A 20,757-nucleotide genomic window follows, 5' to 3' on the forward strand; every position below is an offset into this window, starting at 1 on the left:
ACACCTCAAACGAAAGCCCTGTCAACGTTTAGCATTTCTGAGAAATTCCCCTTCTCTTCCTAGAAAATAAACGTTGACACTAAATGATGCTTTTCCTACACTTAATTGTGTATATTATGTGACAAGGAGGATTCAACATGGAAATGAAAGTCGAAACGAATTCCTCTCCTATGTCGCCAAAGCCAAGTAAACAAACAGGCTGGCGCATTTGGTGGAGTTTATTACGTCCTCATACATTAACAGCAGCTTTTGTTCCTGTTTTTATTGGAACAGCTTATGCAATGCAAGTAGGGGGTATCAATCAAATACATCTCCCTCTTTTCTTTATCATGCTTCTTGCTTGTCTTCTCATTCAAGCAGCAACAAACATGTTTAATGAATACTTTGATTATAAAAGAGGATTAGATCACGAAGGTTCAGTTGGTATCGGTGGTGCCATTGTCCGTGACGGAATTCAACCAAAAACAGTCCTTAATTTAGCATTTGGATTTTTCGGTATCGCAATGCTTTTAGGCGTTTATATTTGTATGAACTCTAGCTGGTGGCTTGCTGCAATCGGTCTTGTTTGTATGGCTGTTGCTTACCTTTATACAGGCGGCCCACTTCCGATTGCCTATACGCCTTTTGGAGAATTAACAGCAGGATTATTTATGGGTGTTATTATTATTGGTATTTCATTTTTCATTCAGACAGGAACTGTAACATCAGAAATTATTTTAGTATCTATTCCAAATGCGATTTTAATTGGAGCGATTTTACTTTCCAACAACATTCGTGATTTAGATGGAGATAAAGAAAATGGCCGTAATACATTAGCGATTATTGTTGGACGTGAGAACGCAATTGGTGTTCTTGCTTCCATGTTTATTGTTTCCTACATTTGGACAATTGCCCTAATCATTGTCGGAATCGTGTCCCCATGGATGCTGATTGTTTTCCTAAGTGCCCCGAAAGCATTTAAAGCGACAAAAGGATTTATTGGCAAAAGTATTCCAATGGAAATGGCACCTGCGATGATCGCGACGGCAAAAACAAATACAATCTTTGGTTTCTTAATGGGAATCGGACTATTACTTGGTTATTTCCTATAAAAGAGGAGCTGCTAGAGCAGCTCCTTTTTCCATTTTCAAAATATATCGGCGATTTTTTAAATATATCGACCGTTTCTCCTCATATATCGGCACTTCGACACAACATATCGATCGCTCGACATTTTACAACACGATCGACTCACTCAAATACCGGGATATTTCCCGCAATCAAGCTCATACTACATAAAGAAACCGAATTGTAGGAAGGTGGATACTATGTTAACTCCACAACAAATCAATCATTTTAAATCCATTTTAGAAAAGCAACTGCACGAAATTGAACAAACGCTGCAAAGTCATGAAGGCGAAGACCGCGCCTCTGAACGGGAATCTGTTGGAGAATTATCCGCTTATGACAATCATCCCGGCGATATGGCTACCGAATTATATGAACGCGAAAAAGACTTCGGGCTTATTGAATTTTGGCATAAGCAACTGCAAGATACAAAGCATGCCTTACAAAAAATCGAAGCTGGCACATATGGGGTTTGCGAAGTTTCTGGTGAAGAAATTCCACTAGAAAGATTAGAAGCGATGCCAACTGCTACGACCTGTATAGAACATACAACGAATAAATTAAACTTAAGCGCACGTCCCGTTGAAGAAGAATTAGTAGAGCCACCGTTTGGCAAATACGATATGGACAGTGCCGTAGGATACGATGCAGAGGATGCTTGGCAAGATGTTGCTTTATACGGAACATCAGAAACACCATCTGATTTAGAACGCCGCGACTCGAAAAACTTTGATGAGATGTATGTAGATGCTGAAGAACCACGCGGTTACGTAGAAGACTTTGAAAACTTCATCGGAACAGATATGTATGGAAAGAATCCACAGGTGTATGCAACAGAAGAGCATGAAGAATATGAACAGATGCTGGATGATTTTGAAGAACGAACTTATAAAGGTGAGTTATCTCCGAATGAGTCTAGTTCAAAAGAATAAAAAAGCATTCCGAAATTCGGAATGCTTTTTTCTCGCTAGCTAATTAGTTTTTTGTAACGTTAGCAGCTTGTGGTCCACGGTTACCTTCAACGATTTCGAAAGAAACTTCTTGACCTTCTTCTAAAGTTTTGAAGCCGTCGCCTTGGATAGCTGAGAAATGTACGAATACATCGTCTCCACCTTCAACTTCGATGAAACCGAAACCTTTTTCGCCGTTAAACCATTTAACTTTACCTGTTTGCATGTCATGTACCTCCTAAATAAAAATGAAACTATGAATCCACATGAAAAGGTGGATATAAAGGACATGAATGTATCTCAGACCTGATGCCTTGAATTAAACACGCTTTATTTCCGTACCACATTATGTAGCTCAATAGTGATTTTACTATATCACGCTCTATCAAAAACGTCAAATGAGAACACTTTCATTTCAGCATTTTTCTCATATTTTTTTAAAAGGTTCACAAAATATGTAAACTATATGTAAAGTGAAACTTTAATCAGTGGGGGTTTTCTTCATCCCCCACTGATTAGTAGTTAAACGAATCGGACTTTTACGGTCAAATCCTTTTTCAGCCCCATGCCAAGTGAAAACAAAGAGAGCAAACGCGAGCAGGTCACCTGTTGTTTTTCGTAGCAGTGACTTATATGTTGAACAATCAAAACAGATTTTTGTTTAAAAATTAACAAAACGATAGTTTTCTAATCTCATTAATTTCTGTACAATATTAGTATCCACTACATATGAGGTGAAAATAATGAAAGCACATGAAATTGAGTATAAATTATATGGCGATGATATGCAGTTTGTTGAAATTGAATTAGATCCAGAAGAAAGCGTAATTGCAGAAGCTGGAGCAATGATGATGATGGAAGACCATATTGAAATGGAAACAATCTTCGGTGACGGTGCTGGAAAGTCTAGCGGCCTATTCGGTAAATTAATGGGTGCCGGAAAACGACTCGTTACAGGTGAGAGTATGTTTATGACCGTATTTACAAATACAGGTCATGGCAAACGTCACGTATCATTTGCTGCACCTTACCCTGGAAAAATCGTTCCAGTTGATTTAACAGAATATCAAGGCAAAGTAGTTTGTCAAAAAGATGCATTCCTTTGCGCCGCAAAAGGTGTTTCTATCGGAATTGAATTCACGAAAAAAATTGGTAGCGGCTTCTTCGGCGGTGAAGGCTTCATTATGCAGAAGCTTGAAGGTGATGGCCTTGCTTTCATGCACGCAGGTGGCACAGTATACAAACGTGAGCTTAAGCCCGGTGAAAGACTCCGCATTGATACAGGGTGTCTCGTTGCAATGACAAGAGATGTTAACTACGACATTCAATTCGTAGGAAACGTAAAAACTGCGTTATTTGGCGGAGAAGGTTTATTCTTCGCTACATTAGAAGGACCAGGAACAGTTTGGATTCAATCCTTAACATTAAGCCGTTTAGCAGCGCGTCTTACAAGCCCTGCAGCTCAAAGTAGCGGGGAAGGTAGCGTTTTAGGTGGACTTGGTCGCCTTCTTGATGGAAAAGAATAAGGTCCAAATCGCTATGTCATAAGACGTAGCGATTTTTTTCACTTATCTTTTTCTCCTGTAGGACTGTACATACCATGTTGAATCATATAATACTCCATTGCCGCATTTAACCATTCCTCTTCTTCCTTTGTATATGGTGATGGAATCATATTTTCATACTCATCTTCCATATTTTCTAATCCATTCAAAGAGCATATCGTTTCTTCTCCCACATATGTAAGAGTTGCCTTCATATGTTGATCGACAAGCTTTTGTACTTCTGGATCATGGATTGGTTTTCCAAATAATCTCTTTACCTCCTTCGACAACTGAATAAATTCTTTATCCAATGCCACCATCTCTTCTTCAGATTTATCGTATAATCGATCAACGACTTCCTTATCCATATATTCCTCAAGCCATAGGCGTTGTTCACTTTCTTTTTGTATATTACAAATTAAACTCATTAAAATGTCACTATCTACTTGCCCTTCATCTTCTAATAAAGTAATTGTTCGATTAATTGCTTTCAAAGAAATTTTGATATGCTCCTTTTTCTCTTCAAAAGCTTGTTTCTGACTTTGTAATGTTTCTTTTAAACTTACATTAAAGCTAGACATATTTATCATTACAGATATTTCGTCTAGACTATATCCTAAAAATTTTAGACTTACTATTTTTTGCAACGTTAAGATGTCTTGCTTTTTATATATTCGACGTCCGGAACTAGGATGTTTTTCGGGTTTAAGTAATCCAATTTCATCGTAATAATGTAGCGTCCGTATTGATATGCCTGTTCTTTTCGAAAACTCTCCAATTGAATAGTTTTCACGTTTACTCATCTAAAATCCCCCCTACATTCTTTTTACCGATGTGGTTACTCAAATCATACTACCTCACGTAACTGAAGGTTCAAGTGTTAATTTGTAAAAAACATTCATTTTTCATTGCACTTTGTTTTCAAGCCACTCAAAGAATGATTCCCCATCCCCACTCATATATTGAACTATTACTTCTTCTTTAGGAGGGCTTCTCTGATGCGTGCTCCTTTATCCTTTGATAAAGATACTGCCATATTGCTAGCTTCTTGCTGCGAGTTAACATATGATCAATATAAACAAAATGGGATTTTTCAAATACCTGAAGGATTTCAATATGTACAAGGTTTTCAGGCTAAGGTTATGCAAACAACAGAGTGGTTTGGATTCATATTAGAATCTGAAGATACAGTCATCGTAGCGTTTCGAGGGACCCAATCCGATCCAGAGTGGGTCATTGATTCACTTGTGAACCAAAAACCTTATCCATACGCCTTAAATAGCGGAAACGTCCATAACGGCTTTCTCTCTGTTTATGAATCGTGCCGTGATACGATTATGGATATGCTCGTATCTTTACCATCACATAAAAAACTACTCGCCACAGGGCATAGCCTAGGCGGAGCACTTGCCACACTACACATATTAGATGCACGCGTTAATACTGCGTTTGCACAATACGGTCTCTATAACTTCGCCTCTCCAAAAGTCGGTGATATCACTTTTCGCAACTACTATAAAATGCAAGTAGCAAGCAGCTTTCGCTTCGTTAATTTATTCGATGTGGTCCCGCTTCTTCCACCGCGCAAAGTACATTTTAATGACCAAGACTGGGAGTATACACATGTTCATCACAACTTGACATTTACGAAAAATACAAAATCTATCGTCAACAACCACGCCATGACAACATACAAAACATGTCTGACTTCTCATTTTTGATACGGAAACATTTGGAAAAAATACACTATTATATTATAATAATCTATGTAATTATTTTTGGATGAGAGGACCTTACATGCTAAAATATTTCTTTGCAATTTTTCTCGTTATACTTTTTACGGTCACAGGTTTCTGTACATTCTCATACTTTGCTACAGAGGAATATGGTGGGACTGGTGTTTTGTATTCAGTAAATCCTTGTATCTCAGTAGCAAACTAAGTAAAAACAGCTTGGAAAATTTCCAAGCTATTTTTACTTTACGAATTCCACTCATTCTTCTTTCATGTTTTTTCATCAATATTTTCCAATAAATAAAAGCCCCTCAAAATCTTCACAAGGGACTCTATCTTATTCCTATATATCCATTTTGATTTTCCAACATATAAGTCACCTCTATGCATGGCCGGATGCTTTATCCCACCTAAAAAGAATGGTGGGTTATGTCGGTTTTTTAATTTGTATTTATATATATTCCATTCACGAAAGCTTAACCCTATCACCAATACCCCAAATCTCATTACTATACTGCAGAATCGTTCGATCACTAGCAAAGTGTCCTGATTGTGCAATATTGATGATAGACATTTCTAGCCACTTTCTTCGGTTTTCATATGCTCTTCCTACATCTTCTTGACGCTCTGCATATGGACTAAAATCACGAAGGACAAAGTACTCGTCATTTTGAATAACAAGAGAATCATAAATTGCTTCAAATTCGGCTCCAACATTTGTGAAAAAGCCATTTATTAACTGATCGACTACTTTTTTTATGTGCATATTATGATGATAGTAATCATTTGCACGATATCCACCATTTTGATAATAATGAAGCACCTCTTCCGCTGTTAAACCAAAGATAAAACAGGCTTCATCTCCTACTTTTTCTCTTATTTCAATATTGGCCCCATCCAGCGTTCCGAGCGTAATTGCACCATTCATCATAAACTTCATATTCCCTGTTCCTGATGCCTCTTTACTTGCTGTAGAGATTTGCTCACTTACATCTGCTGCCGGGAAAATATATTCAGCTAAAGAAACTCGATAGTTTTCTAGAAAGATAACTTTCATATATTGACTCACATATGGATCTTGATTTACCTTTCTAGCAAGTTCATTTATTAATTTAATAATTTTTTTTGCATAATAATAGCCTGGCGATGCCTTCGCTCCAAAAATAAATGTACGCGGATAAAACGAAAAGCTTAAGTCTTCTTTTAAACGATTGTACAAATACAAAATATGTAACACATTTAATAGTTGCCTTTTATAAGCGTGCAATCGTTTTACTTGTACATCAAAAATGGAACTCGGGTCAACGATAATCCCCATCTTGCTTTGAATTTGCTCTGCTAAAATATATTTACGCTCTTGCTTTACATCATGCAACTTGTCTTGAAAAGCAGTGTCATGTTGAAAGCTTTGCAGTGATTGCAACTGAATCGGTTGCTTCTTCCATTCCGTTCCAATTGCTTCTGAAATGAGATTTGCAAGCTGCGGGTTCGCCTTCATAAGCCAGCGCCGATGCGCGATTCCATTTGTCTTATTGTTAAATTTCTCCGGATAAAAATCATAAAACAATCGCATTTCACGTTGCTTTAAAATTTCCGTATGAATTTTTGCCACGCCATTTACACTATAGCTTCCCACAATTGCTAAATGTGCCATTTTGACAAGATCATGTGCGATAATTGCCATATCTTCAATCCGCTTCCAATCATATGGATGTCGCTCCCATAGTTCATGACAAAAGCGTTCATTGATTTCTTCAATAATCATATAAATTCGTGGTAATAACGGTTTAAAAATATGGATTGGCCACTTCTCAAGTGCTTCTGATAATGTCGTATGATTCGTATAAGAAATTGTCTGAGTCGTAATATCCCATGCTTCTTCCCAAGCAAGCTTTTCTTCATCTAGTAAAATACGCATAAGTTCTGGAATTGCTAAAACGGGATGCGTATCGTTAATGTGAATCGCGATTTTCTCATGTAAATTACGAAGCGTTCCATTTCGCTCTCTATGCATGCGAACAATGTTTTGTAAGCTTGCTGATACAAGGAAATACTGCTGCTTTAAACGTAGTATTTTCCCTTCATCATGCGTATCATCCGGGTATAAAAATTCTGATACCACTTCTGTTTCACGTTTATATTTCAAAATATCTTTATAATTTTGTGGAAAAGGAACCGGCTCTGCATTCCAAAGGCGAAGTGTATTCACAGTATCTGTTTCATATCCAACAACCGGAACGTCATATGGAACTGCCATAATCACTTCCGCATTCGTATGACGAAATTCGAGGCGACCATTCATTTCTATCGGTTCTACATTTCCAAAGTAGCTCACTTCTACCGCTTGATCGTGTCGTCTTACTTCCCAAACATTTTCATGAAGGAGCCACTGTTCTGGTAATTCTACTTGATATCCATCCACAATTTTTTGATCAAACAAGCCATGCTTATAACGAATACCACATCCGTGCCCTGGAAGATTTAAAGATGCAAGTGAATCGAGAAAACAGGCTGCAAGGCGGCCAAGTCCTCCATTGCCAAGCCCTGCATCCGCTTCACTTTCTTCCAATTCCTTTAATGAAATTCCAAGCTCTGAAAGGCCTTGTTCACATACATCACGGATACCTAGATTTAGTAAGTTACTACCGAGCAAACGACCAAGTAAAAACTCAATAGACAAGTAATACATTTGCTTTTGATTCCCTGTCCGGTACCTTTCATTTGTTGCAATCCAATGCTGATTCATATACTCACGTACCATACGACCAAGTGTATTATACTGGTCACGACTGGTAGAATCTTTGAAACTTTTTCCATACATCGTTTCTAGTTTTTCTAAAAAGGCTACTTTAAAGCTTTCAACATGAGTAAACATTTTTTCACCACCTAAGAGTGTTTCAGCAAACTTTTATATAGTTCCTTATATTCAAGAGCTGACTTTTTCCAGCTATAATCCTCTGTCATCGCTTGTTTTACAAGCTGATTCCATACCGGTTGATTATGATAATACTTCAGTGCACGACGAATCGTATGTAACATGTCATGAGCGTTAAAATTTCTAAAGCTGAAGCCATTTCCATTCTCTGTTTTCTCATTATAAGACTGAACTGTATCGTTCAATCCTCCCGTCTCTCTTACAATTGGGATCACACCATATGCCAGTGCAATGAGCTGTCCGAGTCCACATGGTTCAAATAATGATGGCATTAAAAATAAATCGCTCCCTGCATATACTTGATGCGCTAGCTCTTCATTAAACCCGATATACACTTTCACTTTTTCTGGATACTCATATGCCATCCATTCGAAAAACTGCTCATATTCAGAATCCCCTGATCCTAAAATGATACATTGTACATCGTCTTCCATCATTTCATGAAAGACAGTACGTACTAAATCAAGGCCTTTTTGCTTTGTTAATCGCGTTACCATCGAAATAATTGGCGTATCTTCTTTTTCTGGCAAACCAAAGTAGCGCTGTAATGCGCGTTTATTTTCTTGTTTTTCATACAATGATTTTGCATCATACTGCGCAGTAATATAAGGATCCGTTTTCGGATTATATACGCTCGTATCAATACCATTTACAATCCCGCTCAGCTTATCATTATATTTCCGTAACAAACCATCTAATTTTTCACCAAAAAATCCATATTGGATCTCTTCTTTATACGTCGGGCTAACCGCTGTAATGCGATCTGAAGCGATGATACCGCCTTTCATAAAGTTAACGTTCCCATAAAACTCAAGCTGTTCACTATCAAAATATTCATCACCAAGTTCCAGTAAATCATGCATAACTTCACGAGGAAACACACCCTGGAACTGCAAATTATGAATCGTATAAACAGTTTTAATATGCTCATACAATGGATGATCCCCATACTTTTCACGCAGTAAAAAATTCGCCATCGCTGTATGCCAATCATGACTGTGAAGGATGTCCACTTCAAAATCTAGGTGCGGCATACACTCTAACACCGCCTTAGAAAAGAAAGAAAAACGTTCTCCATCATCATAATGTCCATAAAGAGAATCCCTTTTAAAATAATATTCATTGTCGATTAAATAATACGTAATCCCGCCTTGCTCCCCTTTTAAAATCCCGCAATATTGATTTCGCCAACCGAGCTGCACATTGATTACCTTATGAAGCGTACATGCTTCTCGCAAGTGCTTGGGAATAAGGCTGTAGTTTGGTAGGATAATACGGACGTTTACTCCTAATTTTTTCAATTCTTTTGGAAGTGCACCCACCACATCTGCTAAGCCACCTGATTTAATAAACGGTACGCATTCTGATACTGCAAATAAAATATTCACGTGTTGTTCCACTGTCTGAAAAGCGTGTACACCATGATCCGCCCTTCTTACAGCTTCCTCCCTTCGGATTTTAAATTCATATCATGATGAGCCAGTGAATCCCTATTGGATAGAATTTCACTGGCTATATATATCCATTTTGATTTTTCGACATATAAGTCGCTGCTACGAAGAACAAAAGATGATTGCTACTTGTTTTGTTTTCTCTCTTTGTTTTCACTTGGTATGGGGCAGGAAAAGGCACTGACCGCCTCTATGCATGGGCGGATGCTCTCTTCCACCTTAAAAAGAATGTTTTTTATCAGTTTTCCAATTTGTATTTAACTTACATAAAGCTTTTAAGAATAACTAGTAATATTTTGACTTTGAACACTGCTCTTTTCCAAAACGTATGGATTATCAGGCGTTCCTGTTAAAACCACACCATCCTCAATTTTAACATCCTTATCAATAATAACGCCGTCTAATATACAGTTATCTCCAATTTGGCTCTTTTGCATAATGATGCTATTTCGAATAACCGAACCTTTCCCAACCTTAACAGAACGAAATACAACACTATTCTCAACTTTTCCTGCAATAACACTGCCGTTTGCAATCATTGTGTTTTGCACCTGTGCTCCTTTTATATAACGTGTTGGTGGTTCATCCTTTACTTTTGTAAAAATCGGAGCTTCTTTCGTAAACAACTGCTTCCAAATAGAAGGCTGCAAAATTTCTAAACTATGTTTATAATAATTTTCAATCGAATCGATTACTGCTACATACCCTGTATGCTCATATGTAGTAATGTACAACGACTCTCCTCGTTTCTCTTTGACTACATCAAACAAACTATAGTGTTCCATGTCTTTATATGTTTCAAATAAATCTAATAATAACTGTTTCTTCAGCACATAAGTTTGCAGTGATACGCCTTCATGGCATACTTCTGTAACATCCGCGCCCGTATGTATATGTCTTTCTAATATCTTTTGAAAATTTAATGCTGTAACAAGATGACTATTTGTAATAACAACATACTCTTGTCTGCTGCGCAGAAAATAGTCAATATGTCTTCTAAAATGAGCGAAGGAACCAAACTCATCTTGATTACATTGGCAATTCGGAGGAAATAAAAATAAGCCGTCGCGTTTTCTATCTAAATCCCATTGTTTTCCTGATCCGAGATGATCCATCAAGGAACGATTTTTATGACTCGTAAAAATCGCTACACTATGAATATGGGAATTAACCATATTTGAAAGCATAAAATCAATGAGACGATAACGTCCTCCAAATGGTAATGCTGCCAGTGAACGGTGCCCTGTTACTTTCTTTAAGGAAGAAAAACTCCCTGTTGCATTAATAATTCCTAACATTGATTCTCCCATTCATCTTATCCTCCTTCACTATTTCCCCTCAGCTATTAGTACGACATCATCGATATTTTTTTCTGGACGAATAATTGTCCCATCTTCAATGACCATACCCGATCCGACAATCGCTCTTTCAATGACAACATTTTTACCGATGCATGCATCTGGCATAATTACCGAATCGATTACCATACTCCCTTCTCCAACCGTCACTCCTTGGAATAAAACAGAGTGTTTTACATCTCCTTCAACAACGCATCCTTCATTAATTAATGATTCTTCTACCTTTGCGCCTTCAGCAATATACTGCGGTGGCTCATTTGGATTCACCGAATAAATGCGCCAGCTATGATCATTTAACTGTAAGGTCGATTCTTCTCGAAGCAAGTCCATATTTGCTTCCCATAAACTTTTTACAGTTCCAACATCTTTCCAATACCCTTCAAATGGGTAAGCAATGAGCTTTTTCTCTTCGTCTAATAAAAGCGGGATGACATCTTTTCCAAAATCATTACTAGATTCTGGATTTCTTGCATCCATCTCTAAATATTCTTTTAAAACAGCCCAATTAAAGATATAAATTCCCATCGAAGCAAGATTGCTTTTTGGAAGTTGTGGTTTTTCCTCAAATTCAACAATTTCCATATCCTCATTCGTATGCATAATGCCGAATCGACTTGCCTCATCCCAAGGTACTTCAATAACTGAAATCGAAACATCTGCTTCTTTTTCAATATGGTAATCTAACATTTTACTGTAATCCATTTTATAAATATGATCTCCTGACAAAATCAGAACATATTCCGGATCGTACTGATGCAAATAGTTTAAGTTTTGATAAATAGCACTCGCTGTTCCTGTATACCATTTCACTCCTGAAGATTCCGAGTACGGAGGCAATACGGTCACGCCGCCATTCACACGATCTAAATCCCAAGCATTACCGATTCCAATATAACTATGAAGCTCAAGTGGCTGATACTGCGTTAAAATTCCAACTGTTTCAATACCAGAGTTTGCACAATTACTTAATGTGAAATCAATAATTCGGTACTTACCGCCAAACGGAACAGCTGGCTTTGCTAAATTTTTTGTTAAAGCACTTAAACGACTACCCTTTCCTCCTGCTAGTAACATCGCTACGCACGTCTGCTTTTGAACCATCTTGTTTTTTGCTCCCCTTTCTCGTTTTCACTGGTCTTAAAATGGATACACCAAATGGTGGAATTGTTATTTCTACATGAGCAGACTGATTATGATACGGCTCTAGAATTGTCTTTAGGCGCTTTTTATTTACCTGCCCTGAGCCGCCATATATTGCTGCGTCACTATTTAAAATCTCGTTATAATACTTGAACTCTGGTACACCTACTTTATAATTTTCATACACAATATTAGTAAAATTACATATCACAACAAAGATATCGTCTTCCTTATCCCCTTTACGAATAAACGAGAAAATACTTTGTTCTTTGTTATCGGCATCAATCCACTGAAATCCTTCCTGCGAATGATCCAACTGCCAAAGTGGTTTAGAGCGCTTATACAATGCTATGAGCTCTTTAAAGTAATCATGCATATAACGATGCATTTCAAAATCATGCAAATTCCAATCTAAATCCTCGAGATCTTTCCATTCGTCAAACTGACCAAATTCCCCACCCATAAAGAGTAATTTCTTTCCAGGATGCGTAAAGAAATACCCGTATAATAAACGCAGTTGTGCAAACTTTTCCCAGTAGTCTCCTGGCATTTTATTTAACAATGATTTTTTTCCGTGAACGACTTCATCGTGAGAGAGCGGTAATATAAAGTTTTCGGAGTAAGCATATAGCAAAGAAAATGTCATTTTCTCATGAATATATTTCCGATATTCCGGTGCACACTCCATGTATTTTAGAACATCATTCATCCAGCCCATATTCCACTTATAATTAAACCCTAGTCCGCCTTCATACACTGGCGCAGTCACAAGTGGCCAAGCTGTCGAATCTTCTGCGGTCATCAAAAATTCTTCGTCCTCTGCAAATACTGCCTCATTTAACTCACGCAAGAAGGAAACGGCGTATTCATTACTTTGCTGCTTCCCTTCTTTTTCCCAGTACAACATATTCGCAACCGCATCGACACGAAAGCCGTCAATATGGTAATACTTCATCCAAAACAGTGCATTTGAAATTAAAAAATTACGCACTTCCTGTTTTCCCAAATCAAAATTTACTGTGCCCCAAACGTGATTTTCCTGTACATCCAAATCTTTATATTCATAGGTCGGCGCTCCATCAAATAAATACAACCCATGAGCATCTTTACAAAAATGACCCGGCACCCAATCTAAAATGACACCGATTCCATATTTATGACATTCATCGACAAAATACATGAAATCATGCGGTGTACCAAACCGGCTTGTCACCGCATAATATCCGGTTCCCTGATATCCCCAGGAACGGTCATATGGATGTTCCACAAGCGGCATAATTTCAATGTGGGTAAATTGATGTTCCGCCACATAAGGAATGAGCTCCTCTGCCATCTCTCGATACGAGTACAGAGAGCCATCTTCTTTCTTTTTCCATGAACCAAAATGCAACTCATAAATTGCCATTGCTTCCTTATAAATTAATTTTCGTTTCTTCTTTCGAAACCAATTTTTATCATTCCATTTATATCCCTTTATATCAAAAATAACAGATGCCGTATTTGGTCTTACTTCTGCATATGTTGCATAGGGATCTGCTTTTAAAATTGTTTCACCATCTGGAGTTTCAATCGCATACTTATATATTTCATTTTCCCCCAAATGTGGTATAAACAATGACCAAATACCCTCTTCTGCCATTTTTCGCATCTTATGCCCTTCAATATCCCACTCATTAAAATCGCCAACTACACTCAGAGCTTTCGCATGAGGAGCCCATACTGTAAATCGTACGCCTTGTATTTCATCTTCCGTTACAAGATGCGCGCCAAATATGTTATAGCTCTCATAACACTGCTTTGTATGAAATTCATACACACTCTCTTCTATACAATTTGTTACACTCAATATGTTCACCTCACTAAGATGACAGAATTTTTATTACTTTGTAAACATTCGATAGGAAACTGAAATATCCTTGTGTATTTTTAAATAAATATACGTTTTTCCGCGAAAATTAAAGGTAACACTTTAATTTTCCGTCAAATTTATCGAATTTTGACGAATATTAATTGAAAGCGTTTTATTTTTTGTTCGTCCTTTTTTATTTTCCACAAAAATATACAATAGTAAGAAGGTCTCTATTTTTCTAGTTTCTTCCCTTCTTTATTATCTTGAAACAAATGTTTTCTCATAAAGTGAAACTTTAATCAGCTCTCACCAATTGGGTTTTTACGGGCAGTTTATCTCCCACCTAACTTCTTTGTTTCCATTGAATTTTGAGGTGAGATTATTACTGCCCACGAATAACGGAGTAAAACATTTACTGGAAATCATGCTTTCTAACTATCCCCTCACTTAAATACTATATTTTATCTAATTGTTAGTAAGGCGATATATATTTTACTCTAAACATGGGGGCTTATTATAGCATAGCGCTTCTCCTATTTTAACAACCCTGAAACATCAAAATAACGCATTACAAGCTGGTATAATATATTTATCTAATCCTACTGTTACCGTCAATATGAAAGATTTAAAGCCAGGTAATTCGTTCAAGAAGAACTTCAAAACTGAAAACAAAGAAAAGTACCGACTCTCGGTACTTTTCTTATTTTTTCATTTCTTATTTACTTGTAAACCATAACTGTTTGTAACGGAGTAAAACTTATCTTTTCATAAATCTCTTGAGCAAAGTTTGTGGAAAATACATTAAGACGTACTTCCTCATATCCATTTCTTTTCAACTCTTCAATCCCAGCCTGAACTGGCTTTTTGGAAATCCCTTTACCCCGAAATTCAGATAAAACCAATTTCCCTTTCTGTAAAATAATCCGTATTTGTCCCTACTAATATCCATCCAGCTATTGAATCATTCTCTTTGTATACAAGATAATACGCCCCTTTTTCAATAAGACCTGTCATCATCTGTATCGCCTTTTCTCCGGAAATTGTTCCATGATTTTGAATACCTTCATTAGCAGATAATGCTGCATTAGATAGTATGTATGTTGTTTCTTCAGCATTAGCTCTTTCTATCATAACTTTATTCCCCTCATTTTTATTACGCTCTCATGAAATAATTCTTTACGATCGCTATCCCCCCCATTTCATGGATTTAATTTCCATATAAAAAAAATAAAAGCACTCTATACAAAATAGGGTGCTTTTCCTATAAATGATCCTTTTCCAGCAAAAGGGGGTGTATATTTGGGGATATACAGGGAAACTGGAAAAGGAATTTATATAAAGTTATATAAAAATTCAGAAGCCGGAAGCAATTTCCCGCTTCTGAATTATTTATCAATTATCCTTATAGTACTGGTGCCATTGTTTCTTTTAATACTTTTACAGAGTGAGTAAATTTCGCTTTTTCTTCTTCATTTAACTCAAGCTCCACGATTTCACGTACACCTTCGCGGTTAATGACAGCTGGAACACCTACATAAGCGTCTTTCTCGCCGTATTGACCTTCAAGGTATGCAGATACAGTTAGTACACTGTTCTCGTTGTTTAAGATCGCTTTAGTTACACGAAGTAGTGACATACCAATTCCGTAGTAAGTTGCACCTTTACGCTCGATGATGTGGTAAGCAGCATCGCGTACATTTGCAAAGATTTTATCTAAATCATCTTGGTTATACTGTTCGTTGTTCGCTAAGATTGTTTCTAGCTTTTGTACACCTACAGTAGCGTGGCTCCATACTGGAAGTTCAGTGTCACCGTGCTCACCAATGATATATGCATGAACGTTACGTGGATCTACATCTAAATAGTCACCTAACATGTAGCGGAAACGAGCAGAGTCTAAAGTTGTACCAGAACCGATTACGCGTTCTTTTGGTAATCCAGATTCTTTCCAAGTTACATAAGTTAAAATATCAACTGGGTTAGTTGCGATTAGGAAAATACCATCAAATCCGTTATCCATAATGCCGCGAACGATTTGCTTAAAGATTTTTGTATTTTTCTCAACTAAGTCTAAACGAGTTTCACCTGGCTTTTGTGGTAATCCAGCAGTGATAACAACTAAATCTGCATCTTTGCAATCTGCATAACTACCGCTCCAAACTTTTGTTGGTGATGGAGAGAATGGTACCGCATGGCTTAAGTCCATTGCTTCCCCTTCCGCTTTAGCCTCATTTACATCCACAAGTACAAATTCTTCAGCTACACCTTGGTTAATCATTGAGTAAGCATAACTACAACCTACTGCACCTGTTCCTACTAATACTACACGATTGATACCTTTTTTCATGGTAAATTCCCCTCTCTATTGTTCACATTTATTTTTTTTATTATTGTTTAAGTAATTAATTAAAATACTAATTTAATGTTGTTTAACTTCTTTACATTCATATTGTAGCACGATTCATTGTGAATAAATTCACAAATTATGACCTATTTGTGAACTTTCTCACACACAGTAGAAAGTTATGATATTAGGTGTGGAATCAATTTTAATGGAAGCCTTTTCTTTAGATTGTGAAAAGCTTATTTCCTTATATTTTATCGTTTACCTATTAAAGATTAGATCATACATAATTTGCAAAAGCTCTATATCCTTCCCATTACACTTTCTTTATACTCAAAAACGAAAAAGCTATCCTTTCAGCAGTATTTCCAGAAAGAATAACTTATTTTTTCGTTTTTGGAACCATCCTTTTTCTTAGTTTGTTGACAGTATGAGGGTGCCTCTACAAACTATTAGTAACATCTCCATATTATCTTTTTTCCGGCATTAAACGGGTAGATACCCCAATTCGATTCCATGCATTAATAGTAACAATCTGCATAATGATTTCAGCAATTTGTTCTTCTTCAAAGAAATTTCTTACCTCTTCATATACCTCATCAGGAACGTGCGTTTCCGCTACTAGTGTAATTGCCTCTGTCAAAGCAAGCACGGCACGTTCTTCCTGCGTAAAAAATGGTGTCTCACGCCAAGCATTAAGAGCATAAATACGTTGCTCTGTTTCCCCTAGTTTTCGTGCATCTTTCGTATGAATATCAATGCAATACGCACATCCATTGATTTGAGAAGCCCGGATTTTAATTAGCTCTTTCAATATTTCATCAATACTTGTAGTCATCAAGTATTTTTCTAAACCTACCATTGCCTTATAACCTTCCGGATTTACCTTTCCCATTAAAAATCTTGTTTCCATCTTATATTCCCTCCATAAAATTAGTTTGTACTTTGGTACCAGGATATTTAATAAGGTCTTTCATGAATTATTTCAAATCACTATCTGCCGTAAAATATTTTCATTCACGACAGAAGCTCTAATAGAAAACATACAAGCATCCCTTTTATATCCTGTCACTTATAAGACAAATTAGCTTTTCAATTTGTGACAAAATAAAAAAGAGATCTAAAAAAAAGATCTCTTTTTCAATTACATGCTATAGAACTGGAATATGCTTTAGTTTATCAGGATTGACTACAATGTAAATTCTTCTAATGGATTCTCCTCTTTCATCCCACTCAAAGCATATGGCCTTCTCTGCACGGCCCTTATTCCTTGCTAAAATACCAAATTGACCATTTATGATAGTTGGGAGAAGCTCCAATTGGAAGAATCCTCGTGAAACAATAGACTCCAAAAATATCTGGATACGCTGTTTGCCCATAATCGGAAATATAGCGGCACGTACTTTACCGCCTCCGTCAGTGACAAGTGTTGCATCTACTGTCAGTAAATTAATAAATCCCTCAAAATTTCCTGTTTCTGAGCCTTTGATAAAGGTATGTATCATCTTTTCTGTATGCTCCAATTGTTGCGGATGTATGGGTACTTCATGCCTTATCTTCTCTTTACAACGACTAAAAATCTTTCGGCAATTTGCCTCTGATTTGTTTAAAAGCTCCGCTATTTCACGATACTCGTACTTAAACACTTCTCTTAAAACAAATATAGCTCTTTCAACAGGTGTTAACTTCTCTAACAGTACAAGGAATGCATAGGATACTCTTTCGGTTTGCAGTAGTGTTTCCATTGGATTTAATTTCTCCGTATCTATCTCTGGCTCAGGAAGCCATTCTCCAGTATACATTTCTCTCTGTTTCCGCGCAGACTGTAGTACATTCAAACAATGGTTTGTTGTCACCTTAATTAAATATGCTTTCATATTTCTAATTTGTTCTTGCTCCATATGCTGACTTTTAATGAGTATATCCTGTGCAACATCCTCTGCATCACTAACAGAGCCAAGCAGGCGGTATGCAACAGAGTAAACTAAGGGTTGATACGTTCGATACAAAGTTTCAAAATCCATACTATCACTCCATTCTATAGCGTGTTCCAATATAAAAATATATGATTTGTTATAATTCTTTCTGTTACGAAAGGAACGATTCTTCATTTTATACAAACTCTTATATATTGCTGACATGATAATATTGGTTAATTTTTATTCATTGGTATAGATAAAAATGCTTTATAGATTGTATCTTGAACAATATCTTCGGCTTCCACTGCATTTACACCGATTTTAAGAAGATATCTATAAATATTCTTAGACGTTTGTATAATTATTTCTTCAACTTTTTCATATGCCATTGCTCGCTCCTTTCTATTAGTTAGACGCCTCAAAAAGAAAAAAGTATACAAAAATTATCAATTTTAATAAAAAAAGCAGACTTATCAAAGTCTGCTTTTTCTTGAAGAAAATATCATTATAAACAAAAAGAGATAGCAGATTATGCTATCTCTTTAAGTATGACCCGTACGGGATTCGAACCCGTGTTACCGCCGTGAAAGGGCGGTGTCTTAACCACTTGACCAACGGGCCAGTTTCTGGCAGAGAAGAAGGGATTCGAACCCTCGCACCGCGTTAGCGATCTACTCCCTTAGCAGGGGAGCCCCTTGAGCCACTTGGGTACTTCTCTATATAATATGGCTCCGCAGGTAGGACTCGAACCTACGACCGATCGGTTAACAGCCGATAGCTCTACCACTGAGCTACTGCGGAATAATGGTGGGCCTAAATGGACTCGAACCATCGACCTCACGCTTATCAGGCGTGCGCTCTAACCAGCTGAGCTATAGGCCCCCAATGGAAAAAGCGGGTGAAGAGAATCGAACTCTCGACCAGAGCTTGGAAGGCTCTTGTTTTACCACTAAACTACACCCGCATGAAACTAAAATGGTGAGCCATGAAGGACTCGAACCTTCGACCCTCTGATTAAAAGTCAGATGCTCTACCAACTGAGCTAATGGCTCATTTTGAAAGTGGTGCCGGCTAGAGGACTTGAACCCCCAACCTACTGATTACAAGTCAGTTGCTCTACCAATTGAGCTAAGCCGGCTTGCTATTTCAAAATGGTGGCTCGGGACGGAATCGAACCGCCGACACGAGGATTTTCAGTCCTCTGCTCTACCGACTGAGCTACCGAGCCTTTATGTAAAATGGCGGTCCCGACCGGGGTCGAACCGGCGATCTCCTGCGTGACAGGCAGGCATGTTAACCACTACACCACGGGACCATTGGTTGCGGGGACAGGATTTGAACCTGCGACCTTCGGGTTATGAGCCCGACGAGCTACCAGACTGCTCCACCCCGCGACGATACAATATTCTTTTAAAAAAATGGAGGAGGTAGAGGGATTCGAACCCCCGCGCGACTCTCGCCGCCTGTCGGTTTTCAAGACCGATCCCTTCAGCCAGACTTGGGTATACCTCCAGGGAATTTACTTTAAATGGTGGACCTTGTAGGACTCGAACCTACGACCGGACGGTTATGAGCCGTCTGCTCTAACCAGCTGAGCTAAAGGTCCTTTATGGTAGCGGCGGAGGGGATCGAACCCCCGACCTCACGGGTATGAACCGTACGCTCTAGCCAGCTGAGCTACACCGCCATAATAAAGTTATAAGTGGAGCCTAGCGGGATCGAACCGCTGACCTCCTGCGTGCAAGGCAGGCGCTCTCCCAGCTGAGCTAAGGCCCCATGTTTTAAAAATATCGGGAAGACAGGATTTGAACCTGCGACCCCCTGGTCCCAAACCAGGTGCTCTACCAAGCTGAGCCACTTCCCGTTAATAAAAGCGCGCCCGAGAGGACTCGAACCCCTAACCTTTTGATCCGTAGTCAAACGCTCTATCCAATTGAGCTACGGGCGCATATGGTGCCGAGGGCGGGGGTCGAACCCGCACGGTGGTCACCCACCGCAGGATTTTAAGTCCTGTGCGTCTGCCTGTTCCGCCACCCCGGCATGTCATATTGAAAATTGGAGCGGAAGACGGGATTCGAACCCGCGACCCCAACCTTGGCAAGGTTGTATTCTACCACTGAACTACTTCCGCAAGACATGTATGAGATATTTTATTAAAAGTGCGGGTGAAGGGAGTCGAACCCCCACGCCAAAGGCGCCAGATCCTAAGTCTGGTGCGTCTGCCAATTCCGCCACACCCGCATAATATAATTTTTTAAGAAAAAATGGGGCGACTGATGGGAATCGAACCCACGAATGCCGGAGCCACAATCCGGTGCGTTAACCACTTCGCCACAACCGCCATAGTTGCTGGTGCCGGCTAGAGGACTTGAACCCCCAACCTACTGATTACAAGTCAGTTGCTCTACCAATTGAGCTAAGCCGGCA

General features: G+C 38.2%; 16 protein-coding genes, 21 tRNA genes and 1 pseudogene. 5 read left to right on the forward strand and 33 right to left on the reverse strand.

Annotation, left to right across the window (positions count from 1 at the left end):
- The first annotated feature begins 137 nt into the window (after nt 1-137).
- The gene (locus NSQ40_RS24610; RefSeq protein ID WP_003208825.1) at nt 138-1,091 is read left to right on the forward strand and encodes a 1,4-dihydroxy-2-naphthoate polyprenyltransferase; all 954 of its coding nucleotides are present in this window, start codon (nt 138-140) and stop codon (nt 1,089-1,091) included.
- A 216-nt stretch (nt 1,092-1,307) separates the two neighbouring features.
- Nucleotides 1,308-2,039, forward strand: a complete 732-nt coding sequence (locus NSQ40_RS24615; protein WP_003201460.1) for a yteA family sporulation protein — start codon at nt 1,308-1,310, stop codon at nt 2,037-2,039.
- Nucleotides 2,040-2,082: 43 nt separating this feature from the next.
- On the opposite strand, the gene cspD is transcribed toward NSQ40_RS24615, so the two are convergent.
- Nucleotides 2,083-2,283, reverse strand: coding sequence for a cold-shock protein CspD (gene cspD / locus NSQ40_RS24620; protein WP_001193049.1), 201 nt, complete (start codon nt 2,281-2,283; stop codon nt 2,083-2,085).
- A gap of 517 nt (nt 2,284-2,800) precedes the next feature.
- Between cspD and NSQ40_RS24625 the strand changes: the two genes are divergently transcribed.
- Nucleotides 2,801-3,583: a TIGR00266 family protein gene (locus tag NSQ40_RS24625; RefSeq protein ID WP_003208823.1), complete on the forward strand. Its 783-nt coding sequence runs from the start codon at nt 2,801-2,803 to the stop codon at nt 3,581-3,583.
- A gap of 38 nt (nt 3,584-3,621) precedes the next feature.
- Here NSQ40_RS24625 and NSQ40_RS24630 read toward each other — a convergent pair whose 3' ends face one another.
- Entirely contained in the window at nt 3,622-4,404 is a 783-nt protein-coding gene (locus NSQ40_RS24630) for a MerR family transcriptional regulator (RefSeq protein WP_033796491.1), read from the reverse strand.
- Between the two features lie 195 nt (nt 4,405-4,599).
- Here NSQ40_RS24630 and NSQ40_RS24635 point away from each other — a divergent pair, with 195 nt between their 5' ends.
- The gene (locus tag NSQ40_RS24635) at nt 4,600-5,322 is read left to right on the forward strand and encodes a lipase family protein (RefSeq protein WP_003201474.1); all 723 of its coding nucleotides are present in this window, start codon (nt 4,600-4,602) and stop codon (nt 5,320-5,322) included.
- Between the two features lie 478 nt (nt 5,323-5,800).
- Here the strand turns inward: NSQ40_RS24635 and NSQ40_RS24640 are convergent, their stop codons facing one another.
- The 5 genes from NSQ40_RS24640 to glgB form a co-directional block, all read right to left on the reverse strand.
- A complete protein-coding gene (locus tag NSQ40_RS24640) occupies nt 5,801-8,209 on the reverse strand; it encodes a glycogen/starch/alpha-glucan phosphorylase (RefSeq protein ID WP_098114076.1) in 2,409 nt (802 codons plus the stop codon).
- Between the two features lie 11 nt (nt 8,210-8,220).
- A complete protein-coding gene (gene glgA, locus NSQ40_RS24645; protein ID WP_033797079.1) occupies nt 8,221-9,657 on the reverse strand; it encodes a glycogen synthase GlgA in 1,437 nt (478 codons plus the stop codon).
- Between the two features lie 338 nt (nt 9,658-9,995).
- Complete coding sequence (locus NSQ40_RS24650; RefSeq protein WP_003201466.1) at nt 9,996-11,030, reverse strand: sugar phosphate nucleotidyltransferase; 1,035 nt, start codon at nt 11,028-11,030, stop codon at nt 9,996-9,998.
- Between the two features lie 18 nt (nt 11,031-11,048).
- Nucleotides 11,049-12,179, reverse strand: a complete 1,131-nt coding sequence (locus NSQ40_RS24655) for a glucose-1-phosphate adenylyltransferase (RefSeq protein WP_018764651.1) — start codon at nt 12,177-12,179, stop codon at nt 11,049-11,051.
- Entirely contained in the window at nt 12,127-14,064 is a 1,938-nt protein-coding gene (gene glgB / locus NSQ40_RS24660; RefSeq protein WP_018764652.1) for a 1,4-alpha-glucan branching protein GlgB, read from the reverse strand. Before glgB ends, NSQ40_RS24655 begins: the two co-directional genes overlap by 53 nt.
- A 550-nt stretch (nt 14,065-14,614) precedes the next feature.
- On the opposite strand from glgB, the gene NSQ40_RS24665 reads away from it, so the two are divergent.
- Nucleotides 14,615-14,803, forward strand: coding sequence for a CalY family protein (locus NSQ40_RS24665; RefSeq protein WP_224796217.1), 189 nt, complete (start codon nt 14,615-14,617; stop codon nt 14,801-14,803).
- Here NSQ40_RS24665 and NSQ40_RS24670 read toward each other — a convergent pair.
- The 26 genes and pseudogenes from NSQ40_RS24670 to NSQ40_RS24795 form a co-directional block, all read right to left on the reverse strand.
- Nucleotides 14,787-15,198: pseudogene (locus NSQ40_RS24670) on the reverse strand (GNAT family N-acetyltransferase). The gene NSQ40_RS24665 and the pseudogene NSQ40_RS24670 overlap by 17 nt on opposite strands.
- Before the next feature lie 271 nt (nt 15,199-15,469).
- On the reverse strand, nt 15,470-16,414 hold the full coding sequence (locus NSQ40_RS24675; protein ID WP_003201481.1) for an L-lactate dehydrogenase: 945 nt from the start codon (nt 16,412-16,414) through the stop codon (nt 15,470-15,472).
- A gap of 466 nt (nt 16,415-16,880) precedes the next feature.
- On the reverse strand, nt 16,881-17,324 hold the full coding sequence (locus NSQ40_RS24680) for a carboxymuconolactone decarboxylase family protein (protein WP_003208811.1): 444 nt from the start codon (nt 17,322-17,324) through the stop codon (nt 16,881-16,883).
- A gap of 238 nt (nt 17,325-17,562) precedes the next feature.
- Nucleotides 17,563-18,435, reverse strand: coding sequence for an RNA polymerase sigma-70 factor (locus NSQ40_RS24685; RefSeq protein WP_097786914.1), 873 nt, complete (start codon nt 18,433-18,435; stop codon nt 17,563-17,565).
- A 128-nt stretch (nt 18,436-18,563) separates the two neighbouring features.
- The gene (locus NSQ40_RS24690; RefSeq protein ID WP_003204251.1) at nt 18,564-18,719 is read right to left on the reverse strand and encodes a hypothetical protein; all 156 of its coding nucleotides are present in this window, start codon (nt 18,717-18,719) and stop codon (nt 18,564-18,566) included.
- 160 nt (nt 18,720-18,879) lie between these two features.
- A tRNA-Glu gene (locus tag NSQ40_RS24695) sits at nt 18,880-18,951 on the reverse strand.
- Between the two features lie 6 nt (nt 18,952-18,957).
- Nucleotides 18,958-19,048: transfer RNA gene (locus tag NSQ40_RS24700), tRNA-Ser, on the reverse strand.
- An 8-nt stretch (nt 19,049-19,056) separates the two neighbouring features.
- Nucleotides 19,057-19,131: transfer RNA gene (locus NSQ40_RS24705), tRNA-Asn, on the reverse strand.
- A 4-nt stretch (nt 19,132-19,135) separates the two neighbouring features.
- Nucleotides 19,136-19,212, reverse strand: a tRNA-Ile gene (locus NSQ40_RS24710).
- 11 nt (nt 19,213-19,223) lie between these two features.
- Nucleotides 19,224-19,294, reverse strand: a tRNA-Gly gene (locus tag NSQ40_RS24715).
- Between the two features lie 12 nt (nt 19,295-19,306).
- Nucleotides 19,307-19,382: transfer RNA gene (locus tag NSQ40_RS24720), tRNA-Lys, on the reverse strand.
- A 10-nt stretch (nt 19,383-19,392) separates the two neighbouring features.
- Nucleotides 19,393-19,468 (reverse strand) — tRNA-Thr (locus tag NSQ40_RS24725).
- 14 nt (nt 19,469-19,482) lie between these two features.
- Nucleotides 19,483-19,558 (reverse strand) — tRNA-Phe (locus NSQ40_RS24730).
- Between the two features lie 11 nt (nt 19,559-19,569).
- Nucleotides 19,570-19,645 (reverse strand) — tRNA-Asp (locus NSQ40_RS24735).
- Nucleotides 19,646-19,647: 2 nt separating this feature from the next.
- Nucleotides 19,648-19,724 (reverse strand) — tRNA-Met (locus tag NSQ40_RS24740).
- A gap of 25 nt (nt 19,725-19,749) precedes the next feature.
- Nucleotides 19,750-19,842, reverse strand: a tRNA-Ser gene (locus tag NSQ40_RS24745).
- Between the two features lie 17 nt (nt 19,843-19,859).
- A tRNA-Ile gene (locus NSQ40_RS24750) sits at nt 19,860-19,936 on the reverse strand.
- 4 nt (nt 19,937-19,940) lie between these two features.
- Nucleotides 19,941-20,017: transfer RNA gene (locus NSQ40_RS24755), tRNA-Met, on the reverse strand.
- 16 nt (nt 20,018-20,033) lie between these two features.
- Nucleotides 20,034-20,106, reverse strand: a tRNA-Ala gene (locus tag NSQ40_RS24760).
- Between the two features lie 14 nt (nt 20,107-20,120).
- Nucleotides 20,121-20,194: transfer RNA gene (locus tag NSQ40_RS24765), tRNA-Pro, on the reverse strand.
- 10 nt (nt 20,195-20,204) lie between these two features.
- Nucleotides 20,205-20,278, reverse strand: a tRNA-Arg gene (locus NSQ40_RS24770).
- 3 nt (nt 20,279-20,281) lie between these two features.
- Nucleotides 20,282-20,370 (reverse strand) — tRNA-Leu (locus NSQ40_RS24775).
- A 16-nt stretch (nt 20,371-20,386) separates the two neighbouring features.
- A tRNA-Gly gene (locus tag NSQ40_RS24780) sits at nt 20,387-20,461 on the reverse strand.
- A 29-nt stretch (nt 20,462-20,490) separates the two neighbouring features.
- Nucleotides 20,491-20,571, reverse strand: a tRNA-Leu gene (locus tag NSQ40_RS24785).
- A 24-nt stretch (nt 20,572-20,595) separates the two neighbouring features.
- Nucleotides 20,596-20,671, reverse strand: a tRNA-His gene (locus NSQ40_RS24790).
- Nucleotides 20,672-20,680: 9 nt separating this feature from the next.
- Nucleotides 20,681-20,756 (reverse strand) — tRNA-Thr (locus NSQ40_RS24795).
- Between the last annotated feature and the right edge of the window lies 1 nt (nt 20,757).

This window comes from Bacillus sp. FSL K6-6038 (assembly GCF_038050455.1).
In the GTDB taxonomy this organism is placed as follows: domain Bacteria; phylum Bacillota; class Bacilli; order Bacillales; family Bacillaceae_G; genus Bacillus_A; species Bacillus_A pseudomycoides.